The organism is Bacillus sp. AL-1R, from assembly GCF_052180195.1.
In the GTDB taxonomy this organism is placed as follows: Bacteria; Bacillota; Bacilli; order Bacillales; family Bacillaceae_G; genus Gottfriedia.
This window is the reverse complement of sequence record NZ_CP197469.1, coordinates 1419503-1445396: the sequence shown is the minus strand read 5'-3', so window position 1 is coordinate 1445396 and position 25894 is coordinate 1419503. Positions and strand designations below refer to the sequence as shown.

General features: G+C 32.7%; 26 protein-coding genes. 5 read left to right on the top strand and 21 right to left on the bottom strand.

Annotation, left to right across the window (positions count from 1 at the left end; all coding sequences use genetic code 11):
• Nucleotides 1-43: 43 nt before the first annotated feature.
• Nucleotides 44-1267, top strand: a complete 1224-nt coding sequence (ylbJ, locus tag ACSBO6_RS06730) for a dipicolinic acid transporter SpoVV (protein ID WP_286138386.1) — start codon at nucleotides 44-46, stop codon at nucleotides 1265-1267.
• A gap of 33 nt (nucleotides 1268-1300) precedes the next feature.
• Here ylbJ and coaD read toward each other — a convergent pair whose 3' ends face one another.
• Complete coding sequence (gene coaD / locus ACSBO6_RS06725; RefSeq protein WP_098847015.1) at nucleotides 1301-1792, bottom strand: pantetheine-phosphate adenylyltransferase; 492 nt, start codon at nucleotides 1790-1792, stop codon at nucleotides 1301-1303.
• A 17-nt stretch (nucleotides 1793-1809) separates the two neighbouring features.
• Nucleotides 1810-2367, bottom strand: a complete 558-nt coding sequence (gene rsmD, locus ACSBO6_RS06720) for a 16S rRNA (guanine(966)-N(2))-methyltransferase RsmD (protein ID WP_098847014.1) — start codon at nucleotides 2365-2367, stop codon at nucleotides 1810-1812.
• A 369-nt stretch (nucleotides 2368-2736) separates the two neighbouring features.
• Here rsmD and ACSBO6_RS06715 point away from each other — a divergent pair, with 369 nt between their 5' ends.
• Complete coding sequence (locus tag ACSBO6_RS06715) at nucleotides 2737-3126, top strand: DUF7147 family protein (RefSeq protein ID WP_098847013.1); 390 nt, start codon at nucleotides 2737-2739, stop codon at nucleotides 3124-3126.
• A gap of 154 nt (nucleotides 3127-3280) precedes the next feature.
• Here ACSBO6_RS06715 and ACSBO6_RS06710 read toward each other — a convergent pair whose 3' ends face one another.
• Nucleotides 3281-3553 carry a YlbG family protein gene (locus tag ACSBO6_RS06710; protein WP_056468449.1) on the bottom strand — a complete coding sequence of 91 codons (273 nt, stop codon included), beginning with the start codon at nucleotides 3551-3553 and terminating at the stop codon, nucleotides 3281-3283.
• Between the two features lie 100 nt (nucleotides 3554-3653).
• Between ACSBO6_RS06710 and ACSBO6_RS06705 the strand changes: the two genes are divergently transcribed.
• Complete coding sequence (locus ACSBO6_RS06705; protein WP_098847012.1) at nucleotides 3654-3971, top strand: hypothetical protein; 318 nt, start codon at nucleotides 3654-3656, stop codon at nucleotides 3969-3971.
• Nucleotides 3972-4024: 53 nt separating this feature from the next.
• Here the strand turns inward: ACSBO6_RS06705 and ACSBO6_RS06700 are convergent, their stop codons facing one another.
• The 5 genes from ACSBO6_RS06700 to ACSBO6_RS06680 form a co-directional block, all read right to left on the bottom strand.
• On the bottom strand, nucleotides 4025-4480 hold the full coding sequence (locus tag ACSBO6_RS06700; RefSeq protein ID WP_498844395.1) for a YlbF/YmcA family competence regulator: 456 nt from the start codon (nucleotides 4478-4480) through the stop codon (nucleotides 4025-4027).
• 60 nt (nucleotides 4481-4540) lie between these two features.
• A complete protein-coding gene (locus ACSBO6_RS06695) occupies nucleotides 4541-5113 on the bottom strand; it encodes a histidine phosphatase family protein (protein ID WP_098847010.1) in 573 nt (190 codons plus the stop codon).
• Between the two features lie 75 nt (nucleotides 5114-5188).
• A complete protein-coding gene (locus ACSBO6_RS06690) occupies nucleotides 5189-5470 on the bottom strand; it encodes a YlbE-like family protein (protein ID WP_098847009.1) in 282 nt (93 codons plus the stop codon).
• A gap of 11 nt (nucleotides 5471-5481) precedes the next feature.
• The gene (gene ylbD / locus ACSBO6_RS06685; RefSeq protein ID WP_098847008.1) at nucleotides 5482-5895 is read right to left on the bottom strand and encodes a spore coat protein YlbD; all 414 of its coding nucleotides are present in this window, start codon (nucleotides 5893-5895) and stop codon (nucleotides 5482-5484) included.
• A gap of 115 nt (nucleotides 5896-6010) precedes the next feature.
• Nucleotides 6011-7054 carry a CAP domain-containing protein gene (locus tag ACSBO6_RS06680; protein WP_498844394.1) on the bottom strand — a complete coding sequence of 348 codons (1044 nt, stop codon included), beginning with the start codon at nucleotides 7052-7054 and terminating at the stop codon, nucleotides 6011-6013.
• Between the two features lie 176 nt (nucleotides 7055-7230).
• On the opposite strand from ACSBO6_RS06680, the gene ACSBO6_RS06675 reads away from it, so the two are divergent.
• On the top strand, nucleotides 7231-7602 hold the full coding sequence (locus ACSBO6_RS06675) for a YugN family protein (protein ID WP_098847006.1): 372 nt from the start codon (nucleotides 7231-7233) through the stop codon (nucleotides 7600-7602).
• A gap of 60 nt (nucleotides 7603-7662) precedes the next feature.
• On the opposite strand, the gene ACSBO6_RS06670 is transcribed toward ACSBO6_RS06675, so the two are convergent.
• The 11 genes from ACSBO6_RS06670 to cyoE form a co-directional block, all read right to left on the bottom strand.
• Nucleotides 7663-8127, bottom strand: coding sequence for a DUF420 domain-containing protein (locus ACSBO6_RS06670; protein ID WP_483295204.1), 465 nt, complete (start codon nucleotides 8125-8127; stop codon nucleotides 7663-7665).
• Nucleotides 8128-8135: 8 nt separating this feature from the next.
• A complete protein-coding gene (gene ctaG / locus ACSBO6_RS06665) occupies nucleotides 8136-9035 on the bottom strand; it encodes a cytochrome c oxidase assembly factor CtaG (RefSeq protein WP_142339239.1) in 900 nt (299 codons plus the stop codon).
• A gap of 429 nt (nucleotides 9036-9464) precedes the next feature.
• The gene (eutH, locus tag ACSBO6_RS06660; protein WP_098847003.1) at nucleotides 9465-10556 is read right to left on the bottom strand and encodes an ethanolamine utilization protein EutH; all 1092 of its coding nucleotides are present in this window, start codon (nucleotides 10554-10556) and stop codon (nucleotides 9465-9467) included.
• Nucleotides 10557-10693: 137 nt separating this feature from the next.
• Entirely contained in the window at nucleotides 10694-11791 is a 1098-nt protein-coding gene (locus ACSBO6_RS06655) for a M24 family metallopeptidase (protein ID WP_498844393.1), read from the bottom strand.
• 291 nt (nucleotides 11792-12082) lie between these two features.
• Nucleotides 12083-13768, bottom strand: a complete 1686-nt coding sequence (locus ACSBO6_RS06650) for a sigma-54 interaction domain-containing protein (RefSeq protein ID WP_498844392.1) — start codon at nucleotides 13766-13768, stop codon at nucleotides 12083-12085.
• A gap of 514 nt (nucleotides 13769-14282) precedes the next feature.
• On the bottom strand, nucleotides 14283-14462 hold the full coding sequence (locus tag ACSBO6_RS06645; RefSeq protein WP_180232975.1) for a hypothetical protein: 180 nt from the start codon (nucleotides 14460-14462) through the stop codon (nucleotides 14283-14285).
• Between the two features lie 251 nt (nucleotides 14463-14713).
• Nucleotides 14714-15052 (bottom strand): cytochrome c oxidase subunit IVB, encoded by a 339-nt coding sequence (ctaF, locus tag ACSBO6_RS06640; protein ID WP_098847001.1) that lies wholly within the window; start codon nucleotides 15050-15052, stop codon nucleotides 14714-14716.
• Nucleotides 15053-15056: 4 nt separating this feature from the next.
• Nucleotides 15057-15680 (bottom strand): cytochrome c oxidase subunit III, encoded by a 624-nt coding sequence (ctaE, locus tag ACSBO6_RS06635; protein ID WP_098847000.1) that lies wholly within the window; start codon nucleotides 15678-15680, stop codon nucleotides 15057-15059.
• Entirely contained in the window at nucleotides 15680-17536 is a 1857-nt protein-coding gene (ctaD, locus tag ACSBO6_RS06630; RefSeq protein ID WP_098846999.1) for a cytochrome c oxidase subunit I, read from the bottom strand. Before ctaD ends, ctaE begins: the two co-directional genes overlap by 1 nt.
• Before the next feature lie 32 nt (nucleotides 17537-17568).
• Entirely contained in the window at nucleotides 17569-18609 is a 1041-nt protein-coding gene (gene coxB / locus ACSBO6_RS06625) for a cytochrome c oxidase subunit II (RefSeq protein ID WP_098846998.1), read from the bottom strand.
• Between the two features lie 94 nt (nucleotides 18610-18703).
• Nucleotides 18704-19624, bottom strand: a complete 921-nt coding sequence (cyoE, locus tag ACSBO6_RS06620) for a heme o synthase (protein WP_098846997.1) — start codon at nucleotides 19622-19624, stop codon at nucleotides 18704-18706.
• A gap of 400 nt (nucleotides 19625-20024) precedes the next feature.
• On the opposite strand from cyoE, the gene ACSBO6_RS06615 reads away from it, so the two are divergent.
• Nucleotides 20025-20960, top strand: coding sequence for a COX15/CtaA family protein (locus ACSBO6_RS06615; protein ID WP_098846996.1), 936 nt, complete (start codon nucleotides 20025-20027; stop codon nucleotides 20958-20960).
• 123 nt (nucleotides 20961-21083) lie between these two features.
• Here the strand turns inward: ACSBO6_RS06615 and pyc are convergent, their stop codons facing one another.
• Complete coding sequence (gene pyc / locus ACSBO6_RS06610; RefSeq protein ID WP_498844391.1) at nucleotides 21084-24533, bottom strand: pyruvate carboxylase; 3450 nt, start codon at nucleotides 24531-24533, stop codon at nucleotides 21084-21086.
• Nucleotides 24534-24613: 80 nt separating this feature from the next.
• Nucleotides 24614-25756, bottom strand: coding sequence for an FtsW/RodA/SpoVE family cell cycle protein (locus tag ACSBO6_RS06605; protein ID WP_098846994.1), 1143 nt, complete (start codon nucleotides 25754-25756; stop codon nucleotides 24614-24616).
• Nucleotides 25757-25894: the final 138 nt, after the last annotated feature.

Below are 25894 nucleotides of genomic sequence, written 5' to 3'. Positions count from 1 at the left end.
GACAAAAATCTATGTTTATAAGTTATTCTTTGGAGGTTTATATGTGAAAAAAAGTTACTTCATTACCTTACTAATTTTTTTAATACTCATATTTCTGACATCAACCATTATTTTACATCCAGAAGTAGCATTTAAAGGCTCAATAAGAGGATTAAATATGTGGTGGGGAATCGTTTTTCCTTCCCTTCTTCCATTTTTCATTTTAAGTGAGCTTCTAATTTGTTTTGGAATTGTTCAATTTATCGGTGTTTTTCTAGAGCCAGTAATGAGACCTTTATTTAGAGTTCCAGGAGTCGGGGCTTTTGTTTGGGCTATGGGGATGGCATCAGGTTTTCCTTCAGGTGCAAAACTATCGGCTAAACTGTATAAAGATGGAGAATTAACAAAATTAGAAGCAGAACGACTTAATTCCTTTACAAATTCGTCAAATCCATTATTTATTTTTGTTGCTATATCTGTTGGTTTTTTTCATAATGCAAAAGTCGGACTTGTTCTTGCCATCAGTCATTATTTATCAAACGCTATTGTAGGCCTCATTATGAGGTTTTATGGAAGAAACCAACCTAACTATTCTCGTAAAGAAAGAATCCATTATAACCGCTTTAAATACGCTTTTAAAGTTATGCATGAAAAACGGTTAAGTGAAAAAAGACCGATTGGAAAATTATTAGGGGACGCAATTGCTTCTTCTGTGCAAACATTATTAATGATTGGTGGATTTATTATCGTTTTCTCTGTTCTTAATATGCTTTTAATTGAAATTGGATTTATATCGAATGTCGGAAAAATCATTGCATATTGCTTTTCACATTTAAATCTTAATCACAATTTATCAACACCGTTTTTATCAGGATTATTTGAAATTACTTTAGGATCTAAATTAGTCAGTGAATTAGGCAATAGTACATTATTGCAGCAAGTGGCTTTAACTAGTTTTATTTTAGGATTTGGTGGTTTTTCAATACAAGCACAAGTAGCAAGTATTATTTCTGAAGTGAAATTAAGTATTAAACCATATTTAATCGGTCGAATTTTACAATCTGGAATCGCACCCTTATTAGCAATTATCTTGTGGAAGCCACTTTATCTTAACCAATTAACTTCAAATGCTTCTAATACTACTTTACCTGTCATAAAGATTTTTACAGAGAAACAGTTAAATTTCGAATCATTCATTTCAACAGGATCATTCGTAACTTTAATTTCTCTTTACATTTATGTCATCATCTTAATTTATAAACTGTATATAAAAAAGTTATCTTCTTGAACTTTTTGATAAAAAAGAAACCTCTAGTTTAAATTAAACTTGAGGTTTCAAAAATTTTTCAGTTAATGCGCTATTTACACAATCTGGTACTAAATCTTTTACATTCCCACCATATTTTGCGACTTCTTTCACGATTGAAGAGCTTAGGAATGAATATTGATTATTTGTCATGACAAAAAACGTGTCAATTTCATCTACTAATTTTTTGTTCATTGCTGTAATTTGCATTTCGTATTCAAAGTCTGATACTGCTCTTAAGCCCCTTAATATTGCAGAAGCGTTTATTTTTTTTGCATAATCCATCAATAGACCACTAAATGAATCAACGCGTACATTTGGAATCGCACTAGTAGCTTCTGTAATTAATGCTGTTCTTTCATCTAATGTAAATAAAGAATTTTTAGCTGAGTTATTTAATACGACAACAATTACCTCATCAAACACTCTTGCTCCACGTTTAATAATATCTAAATGTCCTAAAGTAATTGGATCAAAACTTCCAGGACAAACAGCAATACGTTTCATTTTTTACCCCCTAATAATTACTCCATACAAATATGATACACTGATACGCCACAAATTCCATATTTTTCTGATTTTGTTCGTACAAATTTCCCTATTTTTTCAGGTAATTCAACATCAGTAGCATGTTCTACTAAAATTGTTCCATCTGATGCAAGTAGATTTTTTTCATCAAATGTTTCGATTAATGATACGATTTGTTGCTTTTTATAAGGGGGATCTAAAATAATTAAATCAAATTGGATCTCTCTTTTAATAATCGCTTTAACAGCTCTCTCGGCGTCATTTCGATAAACCTCAGCACGATCAGTTAGATTACAAGTAGCCAAGTTTTCTTTAATCGTCTTAATCGCCTTCATTTCACGATCTACGATAATCGCTTTTTCAATCCCTCTACTTAATGCCTCAATTGAAAGTCCGCCACTTCCACCGAACAAATCCAATACAATACCACCTTCAAAGTAAGGGCCAATTATATTAAACATTGCTTCTTTTACTTTATCGGTTGTCGGTCTAGTACTCATTCCAGGTACTGCCTTTAAACTTAATCCTTTATTTTTCCCTGATACTACTCTCATTAATTTACACCTACTATATATTTCGATTTACGAAAATATCCTATCATAATTTCATTAAAACAAAAAACATTTCTTTCCATATTCTCCTACTAATGTATAAAATCATCCACTTTGGAAATAATTAATTTTAACAACATCTCAGTTGATGTTGTTGCCAACCGCGGAGAAGACTTACGTTTCCCCATAAGTTCTTCCTCCGGTTTCTCCTCTCCCTTTGCCTTCTTTTAAGTGATTACACTTTAATAAGAGGGGCCCTGCAATTGCGGGGTTTTTTTTTATGCTCTTATCCTGTAGAATAAATGTTGCATTTATTACCAACTTTGTTTGAAATACTCGTAAACTATTTACGTTTTTTAGGGGGAACAAAACATGATCCAACGTATGATTGAAATTGGAGAAGGATACTCAGATTTATATGAACTTTTTGAAATTGCTAAATCGCAAAAAGATAGAGTTAAATTTTTACTTAAATTAACATCAGAAAACAAAGGATCAAACTGTTGTTCCTTTGCTGTTATCTTAAACCCTACTTCTATTGGCGAATTCCAGCCAATATATTATTGTAGAGAAGGAATTACATTAAAGGAAGATTCAATTACAAAACGTGAATTGTTGTTTGAAGAATTAGCTACAACTTTAAACAAAGAAATCATCACATTACAAATTAGACACTCAAGCTCATTTCATGAAAATGATTTATTCCACCAATATATTATCGGAATTTTACGCTTAAATCATTTAATTCCACCAATGAAATAACTAGAACTAGATTGACTAATCCCTAATATTCCAATAAATAACGAATAATAGGGATCGTTTTTCCTATTCAATCTTCTACCACAATAAAAACGATTGAACGGCTTTTAATTCAGATCGGTTATCCCTTCTAAATTAACTATCCATTCAATCGTTTTTAATCTACTTGATAGTCATATTCCTTTGCTTCGTCTGGTTTCGCATTTTCATACTCAGTCTTAATAAAAGGTTTATATGACAATTCAATTCGTTTTACAAAATGAAATTTTTTCAATCTCTCTATTGTTCGATCTATATCATCCATATTGCAATATAGGACTACGTATTTCAAACGTTTAGAGACAAAGTGAATATTTCCAAATTTACGTAACATTTTTGCTTGTTTTAATGATTGTAAATAAATAATAATACCTTGTCTTTGCACGAACATAGCTTTCTCCTTTAAAAATCCGTTAGAAATAGAATATCATATCCCAAAATTCTTTTGCAACGAAACTTTCATAAATAGTTTTTAGAAAGGATTGAAAATTATGTTAGAAGATGTTTGGGAGCAATTTTTTAAATGTATTATAAAGGATAAACAAATTAATCATTTTTCAACCAAACAAGTTTGTGGCGTTTATTTCCTATATATTCAATCAGAGTGTCAACAAACAGAAGAGTCGATCAAAAAGTTACTGATTGAATGTTCTAAAACGATTACAGAACAGTTTAAACTAATTTACCGAATTGAATTTATTCGTAATGAAAATAATCATTTCGTATTTAAACATCGATTTTACGTTCCGAATAAAAAAATGTTTTGTTGCGGAAATAATTGCGCTAATTGTACTAGGTTCAGAAAATGAATTTTATAAAAAAAAGACTCATTTTTAAATAATGAGCCTTTCTATATGATCTTTTACCTCGTTTTACATCCACACTTTCCACCTGTTCCACATCCGCCAGTACTACATCCTCCACCTGTATTTACGAAGAATGGATTACCCGCAGGAACCTTTACAGAAGGCGAAACAGCTTGAGCAATTAAATAGCTAGTCTCATCTAAAAGTAATTGAATTTGATCTTCCGCTTGCTTAAAGGCAGCAATTGTATCGTTTAATTGCAGTTCTCTTTTAACTTCACTCATTTGTTTTCGAATTTCTTTATAATCCGGATGATATTTTCCAAATCGCAAAACATCCTCATATAAATCCTTCGTCTTCATAAAACGGCTAATAATTTCTTGGGCTGTTTTATCATTATTTAGTGCAATATATGAATTTCGATACTGATCTGCAACATCCGATTGCACGATCATTGAAGCAATTTCTTCTGAGACTGTTATAAGTTGCAAGGTTTCCATTGTTGCATACATTTCCTCACACCTCCAAGAATAAACTATATCACATTTAATTGCTTAAATAAAAGAACCTGCCTAAGCTTTTATATGTTCGGAAATATTAAATTCTTTTATCTTCCATTTACCATCTTTAAATTCAATAAAATTTGCACAAGCATTTTTTAAGGTTGTCCTAAAATTAACTTTCTCTGGATCAATCGCGTGTAGAATTGCCTTAATTGTATGAGAATGTGCAACAATTACAATTCGTTTACCTTCATAATTTTGAGCAATGTCTTTTAATGCACTAAAAGCTCGATCCATTAACTCTTCATTTGTTTCCATTCCTTCTACATTATTATTATAAATGTTTTCATGAACATCGGAAATAGGTTTTCCGCTAGCCTCACCAAATTCTCTTTCTAGAAATCGTTCATCCTCTATTATTTCATCAATTTTAGAGAACTCTGCTATTGCCTGTGCCGTTTGTTTCGCTCTAATTAATGGACTTGTAATAATGGAATCCCACTTTTGATCACTTAAAAACAATGCACTATCATTCGCCTGTTGTTTACCTATTGTATTTAAAGGAATATCTTCTCTACCTTGAATTATATTATTTAAATTCCAATCAGTTTGTCCATGTCTTACTAAACAAATTTCTGTCATAACTACTACTCCTTTTTAAAACTTGCTTTCTTAATTGTAGCAAAAAGCTATGACAGATTGAACTATTATACTTATCTAATCTTCCTTTGATTCAGAATCAGAGGAATCACTACTAGTACTTTGTTGATCCTTTAATACATGGAACATGTCAATCATAAACGATGCCATCTGTACTTGATTTGACAATTTATCAACTCGTTGTGGAATAGTTTTACCAAAAAACTCAAGGGAAGCCAGTCTAAACTCATCAGTAAGCTCAGGATTTCTAGCAAGTTTTCGATACCATTTTGGTTGTTGTCTTATAAATTTCAAATAATCTTCTTCACTCTGAAGAAATTCCAAAACATCTTTTCTCACTTGAGATCTCCTCAATCCTGTCTAAAATTAAATTGCTGTGAAGCTGGCTTTTCTTCTCTTTGATTGGTTGAAGTAACAGGAGACTTAAATTGTGATATAAGCTGTTGGATATTTGTTAAAGTAGAGTTTACATTTGTTAAATGACCTTGAATTTGATCAGGGTCTAGATTTTTTACAAAAGAAATTACTTTTCCAACATATCCTTCTTCCGTCTGTTCTGTTTTGGCAGTTTTCTTTTTTGATTTTGTCTTATTGTCACTTCTATATTCATCAAACATTTCATGTTCTTCACCTTTGAAATACCAATCTTCAAAAAATTGTTGCCATGTTTTTTTACCAGTTTTTACTTCCTCACGAAGTTTTGGGTGTTCCATAACGAATTGCCTAAATTGTTCGATAGATGGACGATTTTTTTCATTTCCCATTCATATCACTCCAATTAAAAGCATTTACTACAAAAGTATGTCTTTCGTATAATTTTGTGCTTGTATGGAAATAAAAAAATCAAGCACAAACTTTCGCTTTTGCTTGATTTCGTCATTATTTTATAAAATTTTGGGTGTAATATTTATTAAAAGCTCCAACTCCAAGTGTCGTATATTCTTTTTTATACATATTTACTCGATGACCTTTACTATTAATCCAGCCAAATACAGATGCTATACCATCTACATAATTTGCGGATATATTTTCGCCTGCAATTCTATATGGAACATTTGCATCATTTAGACGATCAGCTAAACTACCATATAAATTAGAATAGTGATCAAAATATTTATTTTGAACCATATCTTTACTATGTCCTAAAGCTACTTTAGCAGCAGCAGCATTCCAACTTAACGTACTTAATTTCATTCTATTACGATAAACATTGGTTAAATTAAATATCTGTCTTTCTTCTTCGCGATCAACAATTGCTTCTTGCAATGTATTTAATTTTTTTGCATTTATTAAATTACCACTATAAATTAACTCGTACGGTTTTTGCTTAACTAAAGTTTCTGGTGATAAATATCGAACGCCTAATAAACTTCCGGTAAAACGGTCAAAATAAAGTTGAGCAAAACAATTATTTAATGAAACAAGTGGACGTTCATGTAAATCGGTTGTCGATAATTTAAATGTGTATTGATTACTTAATATCGAAAAAGAGACTTTATCATGTAATGCTACATTATCCATTGTTTCTTCATAATGACTCCCCATCACAAATGGGGCTATATCAACTTTATTACCTGCAACAAAAATGGTTACAACTTTGCCATTAAGTACACCAAATTGAGTATACTTTGTCGTATACTTATCATAGACAAGCCAATTGTAGTCATATTGAGAAGGAACCTTTCTTGATGGTTTACCAAAAGTGTTTAAAATTTCTTGTTCACTTTTACCAATATATTGAGAAACCGCGAATGTAACATTTTGAGTACTTGCATTTTCGATCATTGGCATATTCACTTCTTCTACCTTTTTAAATTGTTTAAATGATGAAAAATTGGTGATCCAATCTTGAATAAGTGGACTGAACATAAAAACTGTTATAAAACTTATTGTAAAAAAGAAAAGCTTTATAAGCTTTACCATTTAGATCTTCCCTTCCCAATTGTTAACTCTATGTTTATATATCCATTGTAGCCAAATTATTCAAAAAAATATATAAATTAGTTAAAATACATTTATCAGCTTTTCATTGCTAATTATTGTCATAGATAATATTATATTAATAGGGATTTTTTCAAAGTAATATAGGGGGTAATAACATGAAGTTTGAAAATACAAATTTAGAAAATCATGTATTAAATGTAAATTTATTAACAGAAATCATGGAAGAATTAGGCTTTGTCCTTGCCGGCCAATGGGATTACGAAAGAGTAACTTACGATTATAAATTTGAACAACGTAATGAAATCTACTACTTACGAGTTCAAGGTTACGCAGTAGAAGGACATGTAGAGTCAAGTAAAGGTAAAATCCAATTACTTACTCCACTTTTAGGTAAATACTATTATCCTCACGGTGTAGAGTATGGAGAAGGCGAAAGCTTCCCTGAAAGTATCGTTGAAAAAAGTAAAGACTTACTTAAAAAAGCTGAAGAGCAAATTTCTCTAGTTAGCAAGTTCATTATTCTATAATTATTAAAAAGAGTGAGTAAAAAGAAGTACAACTTCTTTTACTCACTCTTTATTTATTCCTTAAAATCCTAAAACAGCTTTAATAACTGAAGTAGTTTCTCCACCTTCGTAGAAAACATATAGTAAACAATAAACGACTACACCTGTAATTGCAGTAAAAAACCAAATAACACTAGTAATAGGTCCAATTTTTTTGTGTAGTTTTAATTTGTTTTTAAATCCTGAAATAATTGATACTAGACCAAATACTCCGCCGGTTGTAGCTAAGAATATGTGGAAAAATAAAAATATATGATAATACAACTTTAAACTTTTTGGTCCCCCAAAAGAAGTATTTCCGATAAAGATTGTTCTAGATGCATATACAATGAAAAATGAGAGTGCAAAGACTCCAGCAAAGAACATAACCTTCTTATGTCCCTCTATATTTCTTTTTGCAATAAGATACCAGCCGATTGCAACTAATATGGCACTAATTACAATAAAGCTTGTACTTATTGTTGGTAAAATCGGTAAATTCAAAATTTCCACCCCTACGATTTTTTAAGTAATAATGGATTACTACTAATTGGATCAATTTTATTTCCATTTTGTTCTCTTTTAGCCCATTTGAAAAAATTATAACCAATAACAGATCCATAAACTATTTCCTGGATAATTTTCATGATCACTCCGCCAACCTGCTGATCTTCCCTTGCTGACATAAAGTTAAATACTTCCGGACCTGAAATATTTAATGATTTTAGTAAATCCGGTGATACGCAAAGTTCCATTGCTTTACTCCATAAAACTGGATCATTGTAAGTCGCGTAAAATGGATGTCCCGCAAAAATAATAAGAGCACATGCTGGTGTTAATAAAATACCATTTCCAAACATATAACCGATCTTTTGGATATCAGAAAGTGTTTGTCTCTCAGGTATGCTATTAATTACAGGAAACCACATAAATACTGCCATGAAAAATAATACATTTGTAAATAAGAAATGATAGACATTATTCGTTTTTACAGTATCAAGTACTAATGGATAATGATAAATCGAAAATACTACATTAAATATTAATAAAGCAATTAATGGTTTTGTAGCAAGACTAAAAAACGAATTAACGAATTTGGGTTTAAGTATGATACTCCATAACCAATTTGGAATTCCATTAATAAGAAAGATTGGTGCAACTAAGTATAATAGTGCCATTTCAATCATATGGGCACTAAAAATTATATGTCCAATTAAATCGATTGGACTGCCTTGTGCTGTATAAACTAATAAAATTCCAATAACGAAATAAACCATTTGTTTAGTCTTTGTATCATGGTTTTTATCTTTATATTTATTAATTATGTAAAAATAACCAAAAACGACTAAAACTAAAAACACAAATAAATATGGACTCCAAAGTGCTTTAAACCCGAACATCCCTAAGCTAATCATGAATGCACACCCTTTAATTATTCTATTCACACTTCTTATTTTTACCTAATGTTTAAATTAATATTGGACGATGTAAATCAATTGTAGATTTAAAAACTATAATCAAAATTTTACAAAGACAAAAAAATTTAAACATTACTTCTATCATATAATATTTAAAGAAATTATCCAAACTATTATACTACTAAATTATATAACAGTAATAACAGTTTATTCAAATTAAAATACGATTTGAAAGCCTTTATCAATTTTAAATGATGTGAATGAAAAAAAGCTGCTCTTTAATGGTTCAATAAGCAAAATTAACACATTAAATCACAGTAAAAAGAGCATCGAATTGACATCAATGCTCTTTTTCTTGTTCATCGTTACAAAGCTGTATAGCTATCTCTTTTTTCCATCCTAAAAGGCGAGTCCTAAAAACTCCAATCACTTTCCTTCTATTGATTCATTTTCACTAGGTTTTGATACTAGTAAAGCCAATGCAGCAGCCAAAAACCCAGCGGTCAGTTTGCCGACAATCAGTGGAAGAACAAAATCCTTCTCAACACCTGCGACAAACCCTAAGTGACTGCCAAAAACAAATGCGCCGCTCACGGCAAAAGCAGTATTTATGACCTTCCCACGGTCATCCATCTCATGCATTGTTGCAAACATAGGTATGTGATGGGCGAAGGAAGCGATGAATCCACCTAATGCTTGCTGATTCATTCCCAACTTATGTCCGAGGAATACAAAAGGCTTCTTTAATACTTTTACTAATACAAAAACAAACGGAAACGCACCAGAAAGTATGATGGTTATTTTTCCAACTGTTACAAAGCCTTCCGAAAGAGGCATCATACCTGGAATAATAACGAAACCCGTTAAAGTTTTAATGATGATCGCTATAAGACCGAGGATAATAATAATTTCAATTCCTTTACCAAACCATTTAAAACAACGAATCATCACCGATTGAGCCGTTAGCATGCCAAAGCCAATTAATATTGAAATTAAAATGGATGGAAATAAATTTTTCAGCATCCATATAAAGCCAAAACCTGCAACAAATCCTCCCGCTAAACATCCAATTGGAATAGTCATTAGCCCAATTAATATTCCTTTAGCAAAAAAAGGATGATCTTTTTTTTGAACGATACCTAAAGCAACCGGAATGGTAAATACAATAGTTGGCCCCATCATTGTTCCTAAAAAGACCCAAGAAAAATTAGCAGCATCACTCGATTGAGCCATTTCAATTGCTAATGAGTATCCACCCATGTCAAGAGCTAAAAACGTGGATGAGAACATCGATGGATCTGCTCCAAGAAATTGGTATACAGGTGATACAACCGGTGTTAACCACTTTGCTAATACAGGAGATAAAGAAATCATTCCTAACATTGAAAGAGCAAGTGGTCCCATGGATTGGAAGGCTTCCTTAAACTTTTGTCCGACTCCATACCGATTACCCATCAAATAATCGATTGCCCCTAGAACCATGAATCCAGTCATAATATATAAGATCATTTCATTCATATCAAAAAGCCCCCAATCAAATAAAGATCGTCTTGTATAAAACATGATGACCTATTCAATAGTATTTATATAATAATGAATAGCTTATAAGAATGGAAAATGTTCATCTCCATTCTCACATGCCTTAACAACTTCGATTAATCTTCTACAATCATTAATTCTTTTGGAAACTTCGTTAATACTTCATACCCACTATCCGTTATGACTACATCGTCTTCGATTCGAATACCACCGAGGTTAGGATGATAAATCCCAGGTTCAATTGTAATGACCATGCCTGATTTCAGTAACCCATCATTAACATCATTTATAGAAGGTGCCTCATGAATGTCAATTCCTAGACCATGTCCGATTCGATGAGGAAAAAAATCACCGTAGCCAGCTGCCTGAATAACACGTCTTCCAAAGAGATCTACATCACCAATCCTTGTTCCAGGTTGAGAAGCTTCCAGCCCCTCAAGATTAGCCTGTAAAACTGTCTGATAGATTCTAACTAGTTCGTTATTAGGATGACCATACATGACTGTTCTTGTGATATCAGAGCAATACCCCTTATATTTCACTCCTAAATCAAATAAGGCTGTATCTCCTTTTTTTAACTTATTGCCCCCTGAAGCTCCATGAGGGTTACTTGAATTTTGGCCAAACAAAACAATGGGAGAGAATGACATTTCTTTAATCCCTTTTTTCTTTAATTCAAATTCAATTTTTCCTACAACTTCAAGTTCTGTAATACCATCTTTTAATGCTTTTATACCAACTTTTACCCCATAATCAGCAAACGCAGCGGCTTCCCGTAATATTTCAATTTCATTAGCATCTTTTACTAGACGCATTTCAGTAAGGATAGAATCTAGTGATGCAAACTCTACTTCACCAAAAATCTGTTGCAGTTTTTCAATGTAAAAATAAGAGATATCATGTTTCTCAACTGCAAATTTTTTCATTTTGTTTCTATTTTCAATCAAGTGACCAACAAGTTCCCACGGGTGATCGGAATCTGTGTAACTTAAGATTGAGTGTTTCCAGCCTGCTTCCTTTATCATTGGAACTTCCATTGCTGGTGTAATAATAATGGGTTCATCATTTGGGAAGACAAAAATACCTATCAATCGTTCGTGTGGATTGTAATCAAAATTAGACAAATAAAAAATATTATGGCGTGATGTAACCAAGCCACCTGGAATACCTTGTTTTTGTATAAATGTTTGTACTTCTTGCAATCGATCGTTCATGTTCATTTCCCCTTTAATAGATGGTTAATTAGACATGAAGTATAGAAGCAAGTTTTGTGCCAATATTAATATATATTATTTAGAGAATTGATTGGAAAATAATGTAGAATTTTTTAGACACTGTTCAGTATAAAGTGTCTATATATTTAGACAGTTGTGATTTGAGGCCGAGGGGTATGAAAAAAAATAGCATTTATTAATGATCCCTATATACGGATTTTAGGAAGATTCTAAATCAGCCCAGGAGTTTTAAACTCTTCTGGACTAATTTAGTCGTTAGGCTTTTAGTTTTTATAGCTCTATGTTTAATTTTTTCATTTTATTGTATAAAGTAGCTCGAGATATTCCTAGTTTCTTTGCTGCCGCTTGTTTGTTCCCTTTCACTGTTTGAATGACTTCAATGATTTTATTTCTTTCAAAATCCTTTAGATCATCTTGCAAGGAGTCATCGTAACCAGGCGATAACACTGTAGATTTTAATAGCTTTGGCGGTAAGGCTTCACTAGAGATGGTTCCTTGTTTCGAAAGTAATACTAATCGTTCAATAACATTCCTCATCTCTCGAACATTTCCTGGCCAATTGTATTGTAATAAGGTAGAAGTTACCTCTGGATCAACGATTTTAATCGTTCGATTGTATAATATTGAAAACTCATAGATAAATTGATGAAGGAGTCCCATTATGTCTTCTTTTCGTTCTCTTAATGGTGGAATCGTAATCGATAAAATGTTAAGACGGTAGTATAAGTCTTCTCGAAAAGTATTCGCTTCAACCATTGCCTCTAAATCCTTATTTGTAGCTGCAATGATTCGGCATTGAGCTGTTAGCTGCTTTGTACCTCCAACACGATAAAACGTTTTATCTTGCAATACTCTAAGTAACTTTACTTGCATATCCAACGGTAAGTCACCTATTTCGTCTAGAAAAAGTGTTCCTCCATACGCCAGCTCTAGTTTTCCTTTTTTACCTTTTACATCCGCACCAGAGAATGCTCCTTTTTCATAGCCAAAAAATTCACTCTCAAACAATGATGGTGTTATCGCGCCACAATTTACAGCAATGAATGGAGAAGATGACCCACGATAAAAATGAATCGCTTTTGCAAAGACTTCTTTCCCGACACCAGTTTCACCAAGTAATAAAATATTCGCATTCGTTTCAGACATTTTCCTAGATAATGAAACTGTTTCTTTCATCAATTGGCTTGAGCCTTTAATTTGTTGAAAAGAATCGGGAGATAATTGCAGTCTTGAAACTTCCTTCTGCAAATGAAAAATTTTGGAGGAAGCATTCAAAAGTTCTTGATTCATCATCACTTGACTCGTAATGTCAGTTTCAGCAGCAACTGCACCAACAATTCGATTGTTGATAAAGATTGGACTGCTATTAATCATAACAAATAGATCTTCACGCGGTTTATGTTGTTTATGGCGAAAAGATTGACCTGTCGCCATTGTAACTTTATTTAATAACATATCTTTTGGAAAAAAATCCTCCATGTTATTCCCAATAATTTCTTCTTTAGGAATTGAAAAGATTTTTTCAGCACCTTGAGTCCAAACTACAGTTTTTCCAGCTTCATCTACAATCGAGACTGAAGCATCCATTGTATCAATCATCGATTTAAAATAGGCCTCTATATATTGATAAGATTCAAACACTTTAGAAACTAAATCACAAGAAGTAATATAGCCTTTAATTTCACCTTCTTCATCTGTTAAAACGACAACTTCTGATGTTTGTATTTCTTGAATCACGTCTTGAATAGCTGCTTTTTCATTGATAATACCTGCTTTTTTCCAATAAAATTCAATGTTTTTATCTTTAAAATAAAGATACTCATTTTTCGTTAACATCCAGACATCACTATGATGCTGATTAAATATATATGCTGCTTCATTATTATTTTCCATATTAGAGTGCAAAGTAAAATTTGTTTTCATCAAATCTTCTATACTAGGAAGCAGATGTTTCATGAATATATCACCGCCTAAATATCCTTTTTTCATTTTACTCTATCACTTTAACGAGTTTGTGTCATAGTTAATATCATTTTGAAATGAAAAAAAGCTGCAGTTACGCAACTTTTGATCGGTACATAATGGAGTAAACTAGCCAAAATTTGAATGGTTCTTCCTCTTAACAGATTCATGAGGAAGTATACCAGCGAAATTTTGAATGGTTCTTCTCTTTACAGGTTCATGAGGAAATATACCAGCGAAATTTTGAATGGTTCTTCCTCTTAACTGGTTCATGAGGAAGTATACCAGTGAAAAATTGAAAGGTTCTTCCTCTTAACAGGTTCACGAGGAAGTTAACCAGTGAAAAATAGAAAGGTACTTCCTCATAACAGGTTTTAGTGGAAATCGACCAAAATTTGGCGTAGTTGACAAGCTCATTTTTTAACACTTTGAAAATATCCCCTAAGTTACAAAGGTACTATTTCCTTTTCCTACTTTTATACCTTACAGATCTTCTCAATCATCATTTTCACGATTTAAATCGATTTCCTAAATATCTTTTCTTATACATCTTGCCTTGATCTGGTATATCTAAGAAACCTTGTGTGCCCCAAACGATATGCTCTGTTAATTTATCAATACTCCCACTTAAATCCACTTTTTCTTCCATTTCAATATCATCATCTTTAGGAATATCCATATCCATCATTGAATCATCCTTTCCATTTTACTGTTCAACCAAAACGGATTAAATTTATGTCTTCTTTATAGTTTTCTTCCACAAATCATTCTTATACGAATAAAAATGTAGTTGAAATGGACATTTGGCTGACTGTAAGTTGTTATGTAACAACGTAACAGATAAGAATGAACATATGGGATTAGCAGCTTACAGATTTTTCATATGCAAGATACACTATAAAAAAAAGGAAGTGAATAAAATTCACTTCCCTTTTCACATCATAACCAGATTAATGTTAAGAATGTTAATAGTGTAATTGCAGCAACTGTAACTCCTGAATATAAGAAGAATGCAGGTACGCTATGTCCTTTATTTTTCATATGCATGAAATAATAAAGTTGGAACACTAATTGTACTACAGCTAAAACTAAAATAAATGGAACTGTGAAATATGGATCCATATGTTCACGGTAAATTACTGCTGCAAATGATGCAAGCGTTAATATAATCATTAATGCGAAAGAAATTAATTGATGTTTCATTTCTTCAGCATGTTTACGACGGTGATACTTCAGTTCAACTTGATTTCTTTGATGAGAGTTTGTATTTGCACCCATTTCCTTATCCCACCATTCCCATTAAGTATACTACTGTAAAGATGAAAATCCATACAACGTCGATGAAGTGCCAGTATAAACTAGCAACATAAAACTTAGGAGCGTTGAATAAATTTAAACCTCTTCCAGCGTTTCGAAGCATTAAAGTAGTGATCCATAGTAAACCAACAAATACGTGAGCACCATGAGTACCTACTAATGTATAGAATGAAGAACCAAATGCACTACTCTTAATTGTAAAATGATATTCGTGCATATAGTGTTTAAATTCGTAAATTTCTAATAATAAAAATCCTAGACCTAATAAAACTGTAATTCCTAACCATAACATCATCTTTTTGTGTTCAAAATTTTTCATGTGATACATAGCATAAACACTTGTAAGAGAAGATGTTAAAAGTAACATTGTAGCAATGAATACTAATTTTGGTTCGAACATTTCTGCAGCACTTGCTCCACCAGCAGTAGAGTTTCTTAATGCTAAGAAAGTACCAAATAATGATGCGAATAATACAGTTTCTCCACCAAGAAATAGCCAGAATGCTAAGAACTTATTTTTACCTTCTTCTGTAGCTTTTTCAGGGTTATGAGGAAACGTTTCAGCTGTAAATTTTTGATTCATTTCCATTATGCCTTAACCCCCTCATCAGCTAAGTCTTCTTTATGGATATGATATCCATGATCATCAATCCATGAACGTAAGAACATAGATCCGAATGTGATTACTAATCCAAGAATTAGTACACCAACTGCTGTATGGTTTTTAAGTTGGTCATTATACATCGCACCAAATGAAGCAATGAATAAGCCCATTGACATGATAAACGGTAAAATAGATGAGTTTGGCATATGAATATCACCTAATGGTTCAGCAGGTGTCATTTTGCCGTCTCCTTCCATTTTTTCTACCCATAAAGCATCTAATCCACGTACATATGGAATTTGTGCAAAGTTATATTCTGGTGCTGGAGAAGAGATTGACCATTCAAGTGTACGACCTACACCCCATGCATCTGCTTCTGCTTTTTCACCTTTAAATGCTGTATAAATAACATTGATTAATAAAACGATTGTCGCAACTGCCATGAACATTGCTCCACAAGTACTAATTAAGTTACCTGTATCTAAGCCTTGTCCTGGTAAATATGTAAAGTAACGACGAGGCATACCCATTAATCCTAAGAAATGTTGGATAAAGAATGTTAAATGGAAACCGATAAAGAATAAGAAGAACGTAAGTTTACCTAATTTTTCATTTAGCATTTTACCAAACATTTTTGGCCACCAATAATGTGCACCAGCAAAGATACCAAATACTACACCACCTACGATAACGTAGTGGAAGTGAGCTACTACGAAATAACTATCATGGAATTGATAGTCAGCAGGAGCTGCTGCGTTCATGATACCTGTTACCCCACCAAGTACGAACGATGGGATAAATGCTACAGACCAAAGCATTGGCGTTGTAAAACGAATTTGTCCGCCCCACATCGTTAATAACCAGTTAAAGATTTTAACCCCTGTAGGTACTGCAATTGCCATTGTTGCAACTGCGAAGATTGCGTTTGCTACTGCACCAAGACCATCAGTAAACATGTGGTGAGCCCAAACCATGAATCCTAAGAAACCAATTAATACTGTAGCGAATACCATTGAAGAATATCCGAATAATCTTTTCTTAGAAAATGCCGGGATGATATCTGAGAAGATACCAAAAGCTGGTAATACAAGAATGTATACCTCTGGATGTCCGAAAATCCAGAATAAATGTTCAAAGATCATTGAGTTTCCACCTAAAGATGCATCAAAGAATGCTGTTCCAAATAGGCGGTCAAACATTAATAACGCTAACCCGATTGTTAATGCCGGGAACGCAAATAAAATAAGTGCTGATGTTACAAATACTGTCCATGTAAATAGTGGCATACGCATGTAAGTTAACCCTGGAGCACGCATGTTAATAATCGTTGCTAAGAAGTTAATACCACCGGCTAATGTACCAATACCTGAAACCTGTAGACCTAATAAGTAGAAGTCTACACCATGTGATTTACTTTGTAGAGCTAATGTTGCATATGATGTCCAACCTGCATCAGGTGCACCACCTAAGAACCAACTTAAGTTTAAGAAAACTCCTCCGAAGAAAAATAACCAAAAACCTAAGGAATTTAAAAACGGGAATGCTACGTCACGGGCACCAATTTGTAAAGGTACTACCGCGTTAAAGAATGCAAAGATCAACGGCATCGCCGCTAAGAAAATCATTGTTGTACCATGCATTGTTAATACTTGGTTGTAAGCGTCACCAACTAAAAAGGTGTTGTCTGGCTTTATTAATTGTATACGAATAAATAACGCTTCCATTCCACCAACTAAGAAAAAGAATCCGCCTGCAATTAAATACAGGATGGCAATTTTCTTATGGTCGACTGTCGTTAAGTAGTCCCACAATAGTGGTTTCTTTTTCGCTACAGAACTCACAGTATTACCCCCTTTACTTCATATCCATTAAATTATTTTGCAATTTTTAAGCTAGTTAAGTATGCAGTTAATGCATCAATCTCATCAGATGATAAATCACCATATTTACCTGTCATTAGGTTACCTGGCTTCATAGCTTCTGGATTAGTTAACCATTTTTTTAAGTTAGCTTCATTATTTTTAGCAATACCAGCAACCATATCACGATCACCGAAGTTAGCTAAGTTTGGAGCAAGTCTTGCAGCAGGTGGTCTTGTATCATTTGCATCTGCAGCATGACAACCAATACAGCTTTGTTTGAAGATTTTTTCACCTTCTTGAGCTTCAGCTGTTACAGCTTGACCTTTTTGATTTTTCATATCTGCTAACCACGTATCATAGTCAGCTTCACTTACTGCTTTTACTTTAAATTGCATTAATGAATGTGAAGGACCACAAAACTCTGCACAGAATCCATTATATGTACCTTCTTTATCCGCTGAAAGCCACATTTTGTTTTCACCTTCAACGTTTGTATCAATTTTACCTGCTAATGCTGGAACCCAGAATGAGTGTTTGATATCTTGACCTTTAAGGTTTAAGATAACTTTTTTACCAACTGGGATAATCATGTCTTGTGAAGTCACAATTTTTTGATTCGGATACTCGAATTCCCACCAGAAAAGATGAGCATTTACATTAATTACAATTGCATCCTTTTTCTTCTCATCTTTTGCTATTTGCTTCTCATCCGAAAGCTTAAACGTTTGTGACACTGTTGGTACTGCTAATACGATAAGTAAAATAACAGGAATAATCGTCCAAAGAAGCTCTAAAGTATGGCTACCTTCTACTTGCTTTGGAATAATATTCTCTTGATCTTTACGGTAACGATATTTCACGATTACGTAAAGGAAAAGAACTGTTACAACAGCAACAACGAATACCATGATCAACGTACTTAGCTTCATAAGATCGTATTGCATTTTTGCTACTTCACCTTGAGGATTCAGTGTAGATTGATTTGCATTTCCACATGCACTCAAAATAACTGTTATCAAGGAAATTAGCGAGACTAATCGCCAATGTTTCATAAGTATACTTCCCCCTCTTTCAATTTAAAGTGTTTCATTCTTATTTAAAATAAGATTAAACAAACAATAAAAAAATCCCCCGTAATACCCCTAATTAAAACGAAATTGTAAACACAATCATTGACATATATAGAAGAGTTAAATAGTTAATGGAGTATATAAACATCAGTTTAGAGAACTTTTTATCATCCTTTTGTTTATAACAATATAATCCTAAAATAACCCATCCAATATTCAATATTGTTGCAAAAATAATAAATGGTAAACCTAGAGCTTGCATGTAAAATGGCAATGGTAATAAACATAATACCCAAATCATCACTTGACGTTTCGTCATTTCAAATCCGTAAACCACTGGTAGCATTGGAATTCCCGCTCTTTTATATTCTTCAGAACGTCTCATCGCAAGTGCTAAAAAATGCGGTGGTTGCCATATAAACATGATTAAAAACAGCATCCAAGCAATAGGATGCAAATTCGCATCGATTGCTGCCCATCCAATTAATGGGGGTGCTGCACCAGATATACTGCCTACTACTGTGTTTAACGTGTAATTACGTTTCGTCCAAAGAGTGTATAGTACGATATATGTAAATGCACCAATAAATGCATATACAACAGCCATTAAGGTTGTGAAAGCCATAAATGTAAAGCCCACAATTAATAAAAGAATACCAATCGAAATTGTAACGCTTGGTTTAATATTACCAGTTACAGTTGGTCTGTTTTTAGTTCTCTCCATGTATGGATCAATATCACGATCAATATAGTTATTGATTACACATGATCCTGCAATAATAAGTGATGAACCAATTACAGTAATAATTGCTTTTGGTAAAGAATCTAATATATCTAATCCATTTATTTGGATAGCTAACCAGATACCTGTAAAAGTTGTCAGTATATTAGAGTTTACGATCCCTATTTTCATTAAAGAAAGTAAATCTTTCTTTAGTGAACTAGAAGGATTATTAGTTTCTTCGTTATTAGAAACATTATTAGCTAATTGTTCCAAGTCAATCCTCCTCTTTTTTTACAAAACTTCATTTATTCATACCCATTTTTTAATGGTTCATAATGAGTTTTTAATTTAGACATACTTCTATTAAACTAAATATAATGAAATTTTTGTGATTAATATATGAACAAATTGTGTACGTTTCAAAAAAATTTTATCGTAAACAGTCTAGCTTTTCAATACTAAATACTATTTAATTATAAAATTAATTATTTCTATATTTTTAAAATGAATACATCCAAAGTTAAGAAAAAACAAATATTATGTCTAAATATGAAGGTTCCCTTTGAATTTTATGTCGTAATCTTATATGATATAGAAGTATTATTTGCAGAATAATTTTTTTAATAATTAATCTTTAAAATTATTATTATTTTATAAAAGTAGGTGGATGTACTTGCTACGTGTTTTAAAAGGGGTATCGTTAATAACCTCATTTATTCTTTTAATTGTTTTATTAGGTGGTGCACTCGTAACAAAGACTAATTCTGGACTCGGATGTGGAAAATCCTGGCCTCTGTGTAAAGGTCAAATCATTCCTGATCATTTAACTATTCAAACTGTCATTGAATTATCTCATCGTGCAGCGTCAGGCCTTGCCGGGATATTTGTTTTATTACTAGCAGTGCTTGCTTGGATTGTCATTCCTCATAAAAGAGAAACAAAGTTTTTAGCAATCATTTCTTGTATTTTTCTAATTGCTCAAGCATTAATCGGTGCTGCTGCAGTTGTATGGGGTCAAGTCCCAGCTGTAAAAGCAATCCATTTTGGTATTTCTTTAATTTGTTTTGCTGCTGTAGTCATGTTAACATTATTAATTTTTGAACGCGACCGTAATTACCAAAAAAATTCTTTTTATGTCGGAAAAACAATGAAATTTCATACTTACGGTTTATGGATTTATTCATACTTAGTAGTTTACACAGGTGCTCTTGTTCGTCACGAAAATGCAAGCTTAGCTTGCCCTAGCTGGCCATTATGTAGCAAAGCAAACAATGGTATTCCAACACAAGTTCATGAATGGGTTCAGATGGGACATCGGTTTGCGGCTTTTCTATTATTCGTTTGGATAATTATTGCATTTGTACATGCTTATAAATACTATCGTAATGAACGTGGCATTTATTTTGGTTGGTTTGTATCTGTAATTCTTGTTACACTTCAAGTAATTTGTGGAGCGTTTATCATTTTTACAAACTTAAACATTTATGTTGCTTTAACACATGCTAGTTTAATTTCGTGCTTGTTTGCGATTTTTAGTTTCCAATGTTTAGTTTGCACAAGAAGTAAAAGCTCAAATTCCGAGTTACTTCAAAATAAAAATATCTCCTAAAAAAAGGTATTTCTTCCACTTAATTGTAGAAGAAATACCTTTTTTTAGCGTTTAAAATGCTCGCGTAGTTGAGTTGCATTTGCGTTTTTATACTACTCTAACTACGCGATCATCCTTTACTTTTTATCTTTGCTCTAGTTCTATTAGTAAATCGCCTGTAGAAATACTTTCTCCTGACGTAATTAGAATGTCTCTAATAACACCAGTAAACGGAGATTGGACTGTAGTTTCCATTTTCATCGCTTCAGTAATAGCTAAAGTTTGACCTTTTTCAACTACTTCTCCCTTTTTAACAAGTACATTTAAGACAGTACCTGGCATTGTTGCGTTAATATGGTTTGGGTTACTAGTGTCCCCTTTTCTTTTTTGAACGACAGTAGATTTAACAGAGTAATCTTTAACGACTATTTCTCGCGGTTGACCATTTAATTCAAAGTATATAACTCTTGTTCCATCTGGTTGAGCTTGACCAATCGAGACAAGTTTTACAATCAGTGTTTTACCACGTTCAATATCTACTTTAATCTCTTCATCTAATTTCATTCCATGGAAGAAAGTAGGTGTATCAAGGACAGATAAATCACCATAGCTGTCTACATTTTTTTGATAATCCATATATACTTTAGGATATAGGCAATAAGCTAAAATATCAAAATTAGTAACCTGACGATTTAATGTCTTGAACAAATACTCCTCAACATCTTTAAAATCGATCGGCTTTAATGTCTCTCCAGCTCTTTCTGTTAATGGCTTTCTACCTTTTAAAATGATCCTTTGTAAACTCTTTGGAAATCCACCATGAGGTTGTCCTAATTTTCCTTCAAAAAACTCTATTACTGAATCAGGAAAATCGATATTTTCTCCTTTTTCATATACAGAATCTTCATCTAAATTATTTTGAACCATAAACAGTGCCATATCTCCAACTACTTTAGAAGATGGTGTTACTTTAACGACATCTCCAAATAGTTGATTTACTCTACCATACATATCTTTAACTTCTTCAAATCGGTCACCTAAACCAACACCTTTAGCTTGTTGTTTTAAGTTAGAATACTGACCACCTGGCATTTCATGTTGATAAACTTCTGTATGTGGTGAAACCATACCACTTTCAAAACTACTATAATACTTACGAACGCCTTCCCAGTAGGTTGATAACTGCTCTAGGCCGTTTATATTTAAGTTCGTCTCGTTGTTTGAATCTTTTAGCGCATAATATAAACTGTTTGCACTTGGTTGAGACGTTAATCCAGACATACTACCAATTGCGATGTCTACAACATCTACACCCGCTTCTATTGCTTTTACATATGTGTATAATCCATTTCCACTTGTATCATGAGTATGTAAGTGGATTGGTAAATCTACAGTATCTTTCAATTCACTAATTAACGTATAGGCAGCTTGAGGTTTTAATAAGCCAGCCATATCTTTAATAGCTAAAATATGTGCACCAGCTGATTCTAAATCCTTTGCAAGCTCTTTATAATACGCCAAATTATATTTTGTTCTAGTTGGGTCTAATATATCTCCAGTGTAACAAATCGATGCCTCAGCAAGCTTTCCGCTGTCTCTTACAGCATCAATTGCAACTTCCATTCCTTTAATCCAATTTAGACTATCAAATATTCTAAATACATCGATTCCAGCCTGAGCCGATGCTTCAATAAACTTTTTAACAAGATTATCAGGGTAATTTTTATATCCAACTGCATTTGATCCACGTAAAAGCATTTGGAATAATACATTAGGAACTAGTTCTCTTAAATTTAATAATCTTTCCCATGGATCTTCATTTAAGAAACGATACGCTACATCAAAAGTCGCTCCGCCCCACATTTCCATAGAGAATAAGTTAGGTAATAATTTTGACGTCTGTTCTGCCACTGTAGTTAGATCTTTAGAACGAATTCTCGTTGCTAAAAGAGACTGGTGTGCATCCCTAAACGTAGTGTCTGTAAATAAAACATTAGGTTGATTTTTTAACCACTTCGAAAATTCATCTGCGCCCAATTTATCTAGTAATTGTTTAGTTCCACTTTCTGCACTGCTAATATGCTTTACATTTGGAATAATTATTTCATCAAAAGCTGGTTTTTCTTTCACCGATATACCTGGAAATCCATTCACTGTTACATTTCCAATATAGTTCAATAATTTTGTTCCACGGTCTCTTCTTTTGGCAAAAACAAATAATTCCGGAGATGAATCTACAAATGAAGTATTATACTCACCAGACAAGAAATCTGGATGTGTTGTAACATTTTCTAAAAATGGAATATTTGTTTTAATACCACGAATACGGAATTCTTTTAAATTTCGATTTAACTTCGCAATTGCACCTTCGAATGTTAATGCATGAGTCGTTACTTTAACTAATAATGAATCATAGTAAGGTGTAATGACCGCACCTTGGAAGCTGTTACCTGTGTCTAACCTTACACCAAAGCCTCCACCTGAACGATATGCCATAATTTTTCCTGTATCAGGCATAAAATTATTTAACGGATCCTCAGTTGTTACACGTGCTTGAATCGCAAAACCAATTCTTGGAATCTCATCTTGTAATGGAATACCTACTTTATCACTATGTAAACTATTACCTTGAGCAATTAAGATTTGTGTTTGAACAATATCAATGCCTGTAATCATTTCAGTAATCGTATGTTCAACTTGTACACGAGGGTTTACCTCAATAAAATAAAAATCATTACCGGAAACTAAAAATTCGACTGTACCAGCATTTACATATTCTATTTCTTTCATCAATTGAACAGCTGCATCACAAATTCTATTTCTTAAATCTTCACTAATCGAAGTACATGGTGCGACTTCAACTAATTTTTGATGTCTTCGTTGAATTGAACAATCGCGTTCAAACAAATGAATGATATTCCCTTGGTGATCCCCTAATATTTGAACTTCAATATGCTTTGGATTTTCAATATATTTCTCAACATAAACTTCATCATTCCCAAAAGCAGCTTTTGCTTCGGACTTAGCTCGCTCGAATGCGTCTTTTAAGCCTGCATTCGTACGGACAATCCTCATCCCACGACCGCCACCACCTAGAGCAGCTTTAATAATAATCGGGAATCCATAAGTTTCACCAAATTCCTTTACATCATCCAGTGAATTTACTGGACCATCGCTCCCTGGAATGATTGGCAAATTAGCTTGAAGAGCTTGCTGCTTTGCTTTAATCTTATCTCCAAACATATCTAAGTGCCTTGAATGTGGCCCAATAAAAATAATGCCCTCTTCTTCACATCTCTCGGCAAATTTAATATTTTCTGATAAGAATCCATATCCTGGATGTATAGCATCTACATTGTTTTTCTTTGCAATTTCAATAATACCTTCAATATCTAGATAAGCATCAATTGGCTTTTTACCTTTACCAACTATGTATGCTTCGTCAGCTTTATAACGGTGATATGACCCTTCATCTTCTTTAGAATAAATACCAACTGTTCTAATTCCTAACTCTGTACAAGCTCGAAATACTCGAATGGCAATTTCGCCTCGGTTAGCAACAAGAACTTTTTTAATCTGTTTCGTGTAAGTCATTAGTAAGCCTCCTGTATGTATGAAAGATAATTATCAATAAATTAAGAATAAACTTTTTTCAAAATGCGTTTTTGAAGATTTTATAAAGTTTCTTTATGAATCTTATTTCGTATTGAAATATTCATTAAAATACCAATCATGGAAAGCATAACGATTAATGAAGTTCCCCCATAACTAACAAAAGGCAACGGAACACCCGTAAGTGGAATTAACGAAGTAACCCCTCCAATATTTACAAATGATTGAATGACGATGATTGCACTAATACCTGTAGCTAATAATGAATCAAACGAATCATTTGATCGATGAGCTATTAACAATCCTCGCCAAACAATAATAAATATACATAAAATAACTACAATTACGCCTATTAAACCTGTCTCTTCACCGATTATTGCTAGAATAAAGTCAGTATGAGGCTCAGGTAAGTAACCTAGTTTTTGAATACTTTTTCCTAATCCAACTCCTGTAAAGCCACCATTAGCAAATGCGATTAGTGAATTTACAATTTGAAATCCAATTCCTTGAGCATAGTCAAAAGGATTTCGGAATGCTAAGAATCGATTAACTTGTACATCGGTTAACCCGATTCCTAAACTGATACAAATACTAACTAATGGATATAGTAAGACGATCCCACAAAGAAATAGTAGAATTAATCGCTTAACAATAAAACCACTACAAAATGAAACGACAGCACAAGCACCTATTATTAAAATAGCCGTACCTGTATCAGGTTGTAGTCTCAATAAGATGATATAAATAGCTACTATACTCCATGGAGCAAATAGCATTTTCCAGTTTTTTGTAATTCGTTTTTGTCTTTTCGAATACCATCCTGCTAAAAGAATGATTGATCCTAATTTAATTAACTCGGCTGGTTGAATTCCAAATACCCAGCTTTTTGCATTATTACGAACTTCACCAAAAAGTAGAACTGCAACAAGTAATCCTAAACTTACTGTTATATTTAATATCAAGGCAATTCTTTTTCTAAAGAAAGTAGCAGGTAAAAACATTAAAAAAACAAATGCAAACATCCCTACTTCAAAGGCGATTAATTGCTTATGAAAGAAGTAGTCACTTGGCCAATGCTCACTTTGATAACGAATAGATGGTAATGGTGAGCTTGCGCTGTATACCATAATTAATCCAAATAAACATAACACTAATAATGGAACTAATATCATATAATCAATATTTTTCAAATATTTTTTTAACATTATTTAATCATCCCTGCTTTGATTAATTATACTTTATGTATTCAACTATTTTTACTAAATTCCCTTTTTAAATAAAAATATTGTAACATAGATTAATAGATTTATTACTGATAACAATAAAAAAATTCACAAAAAAAA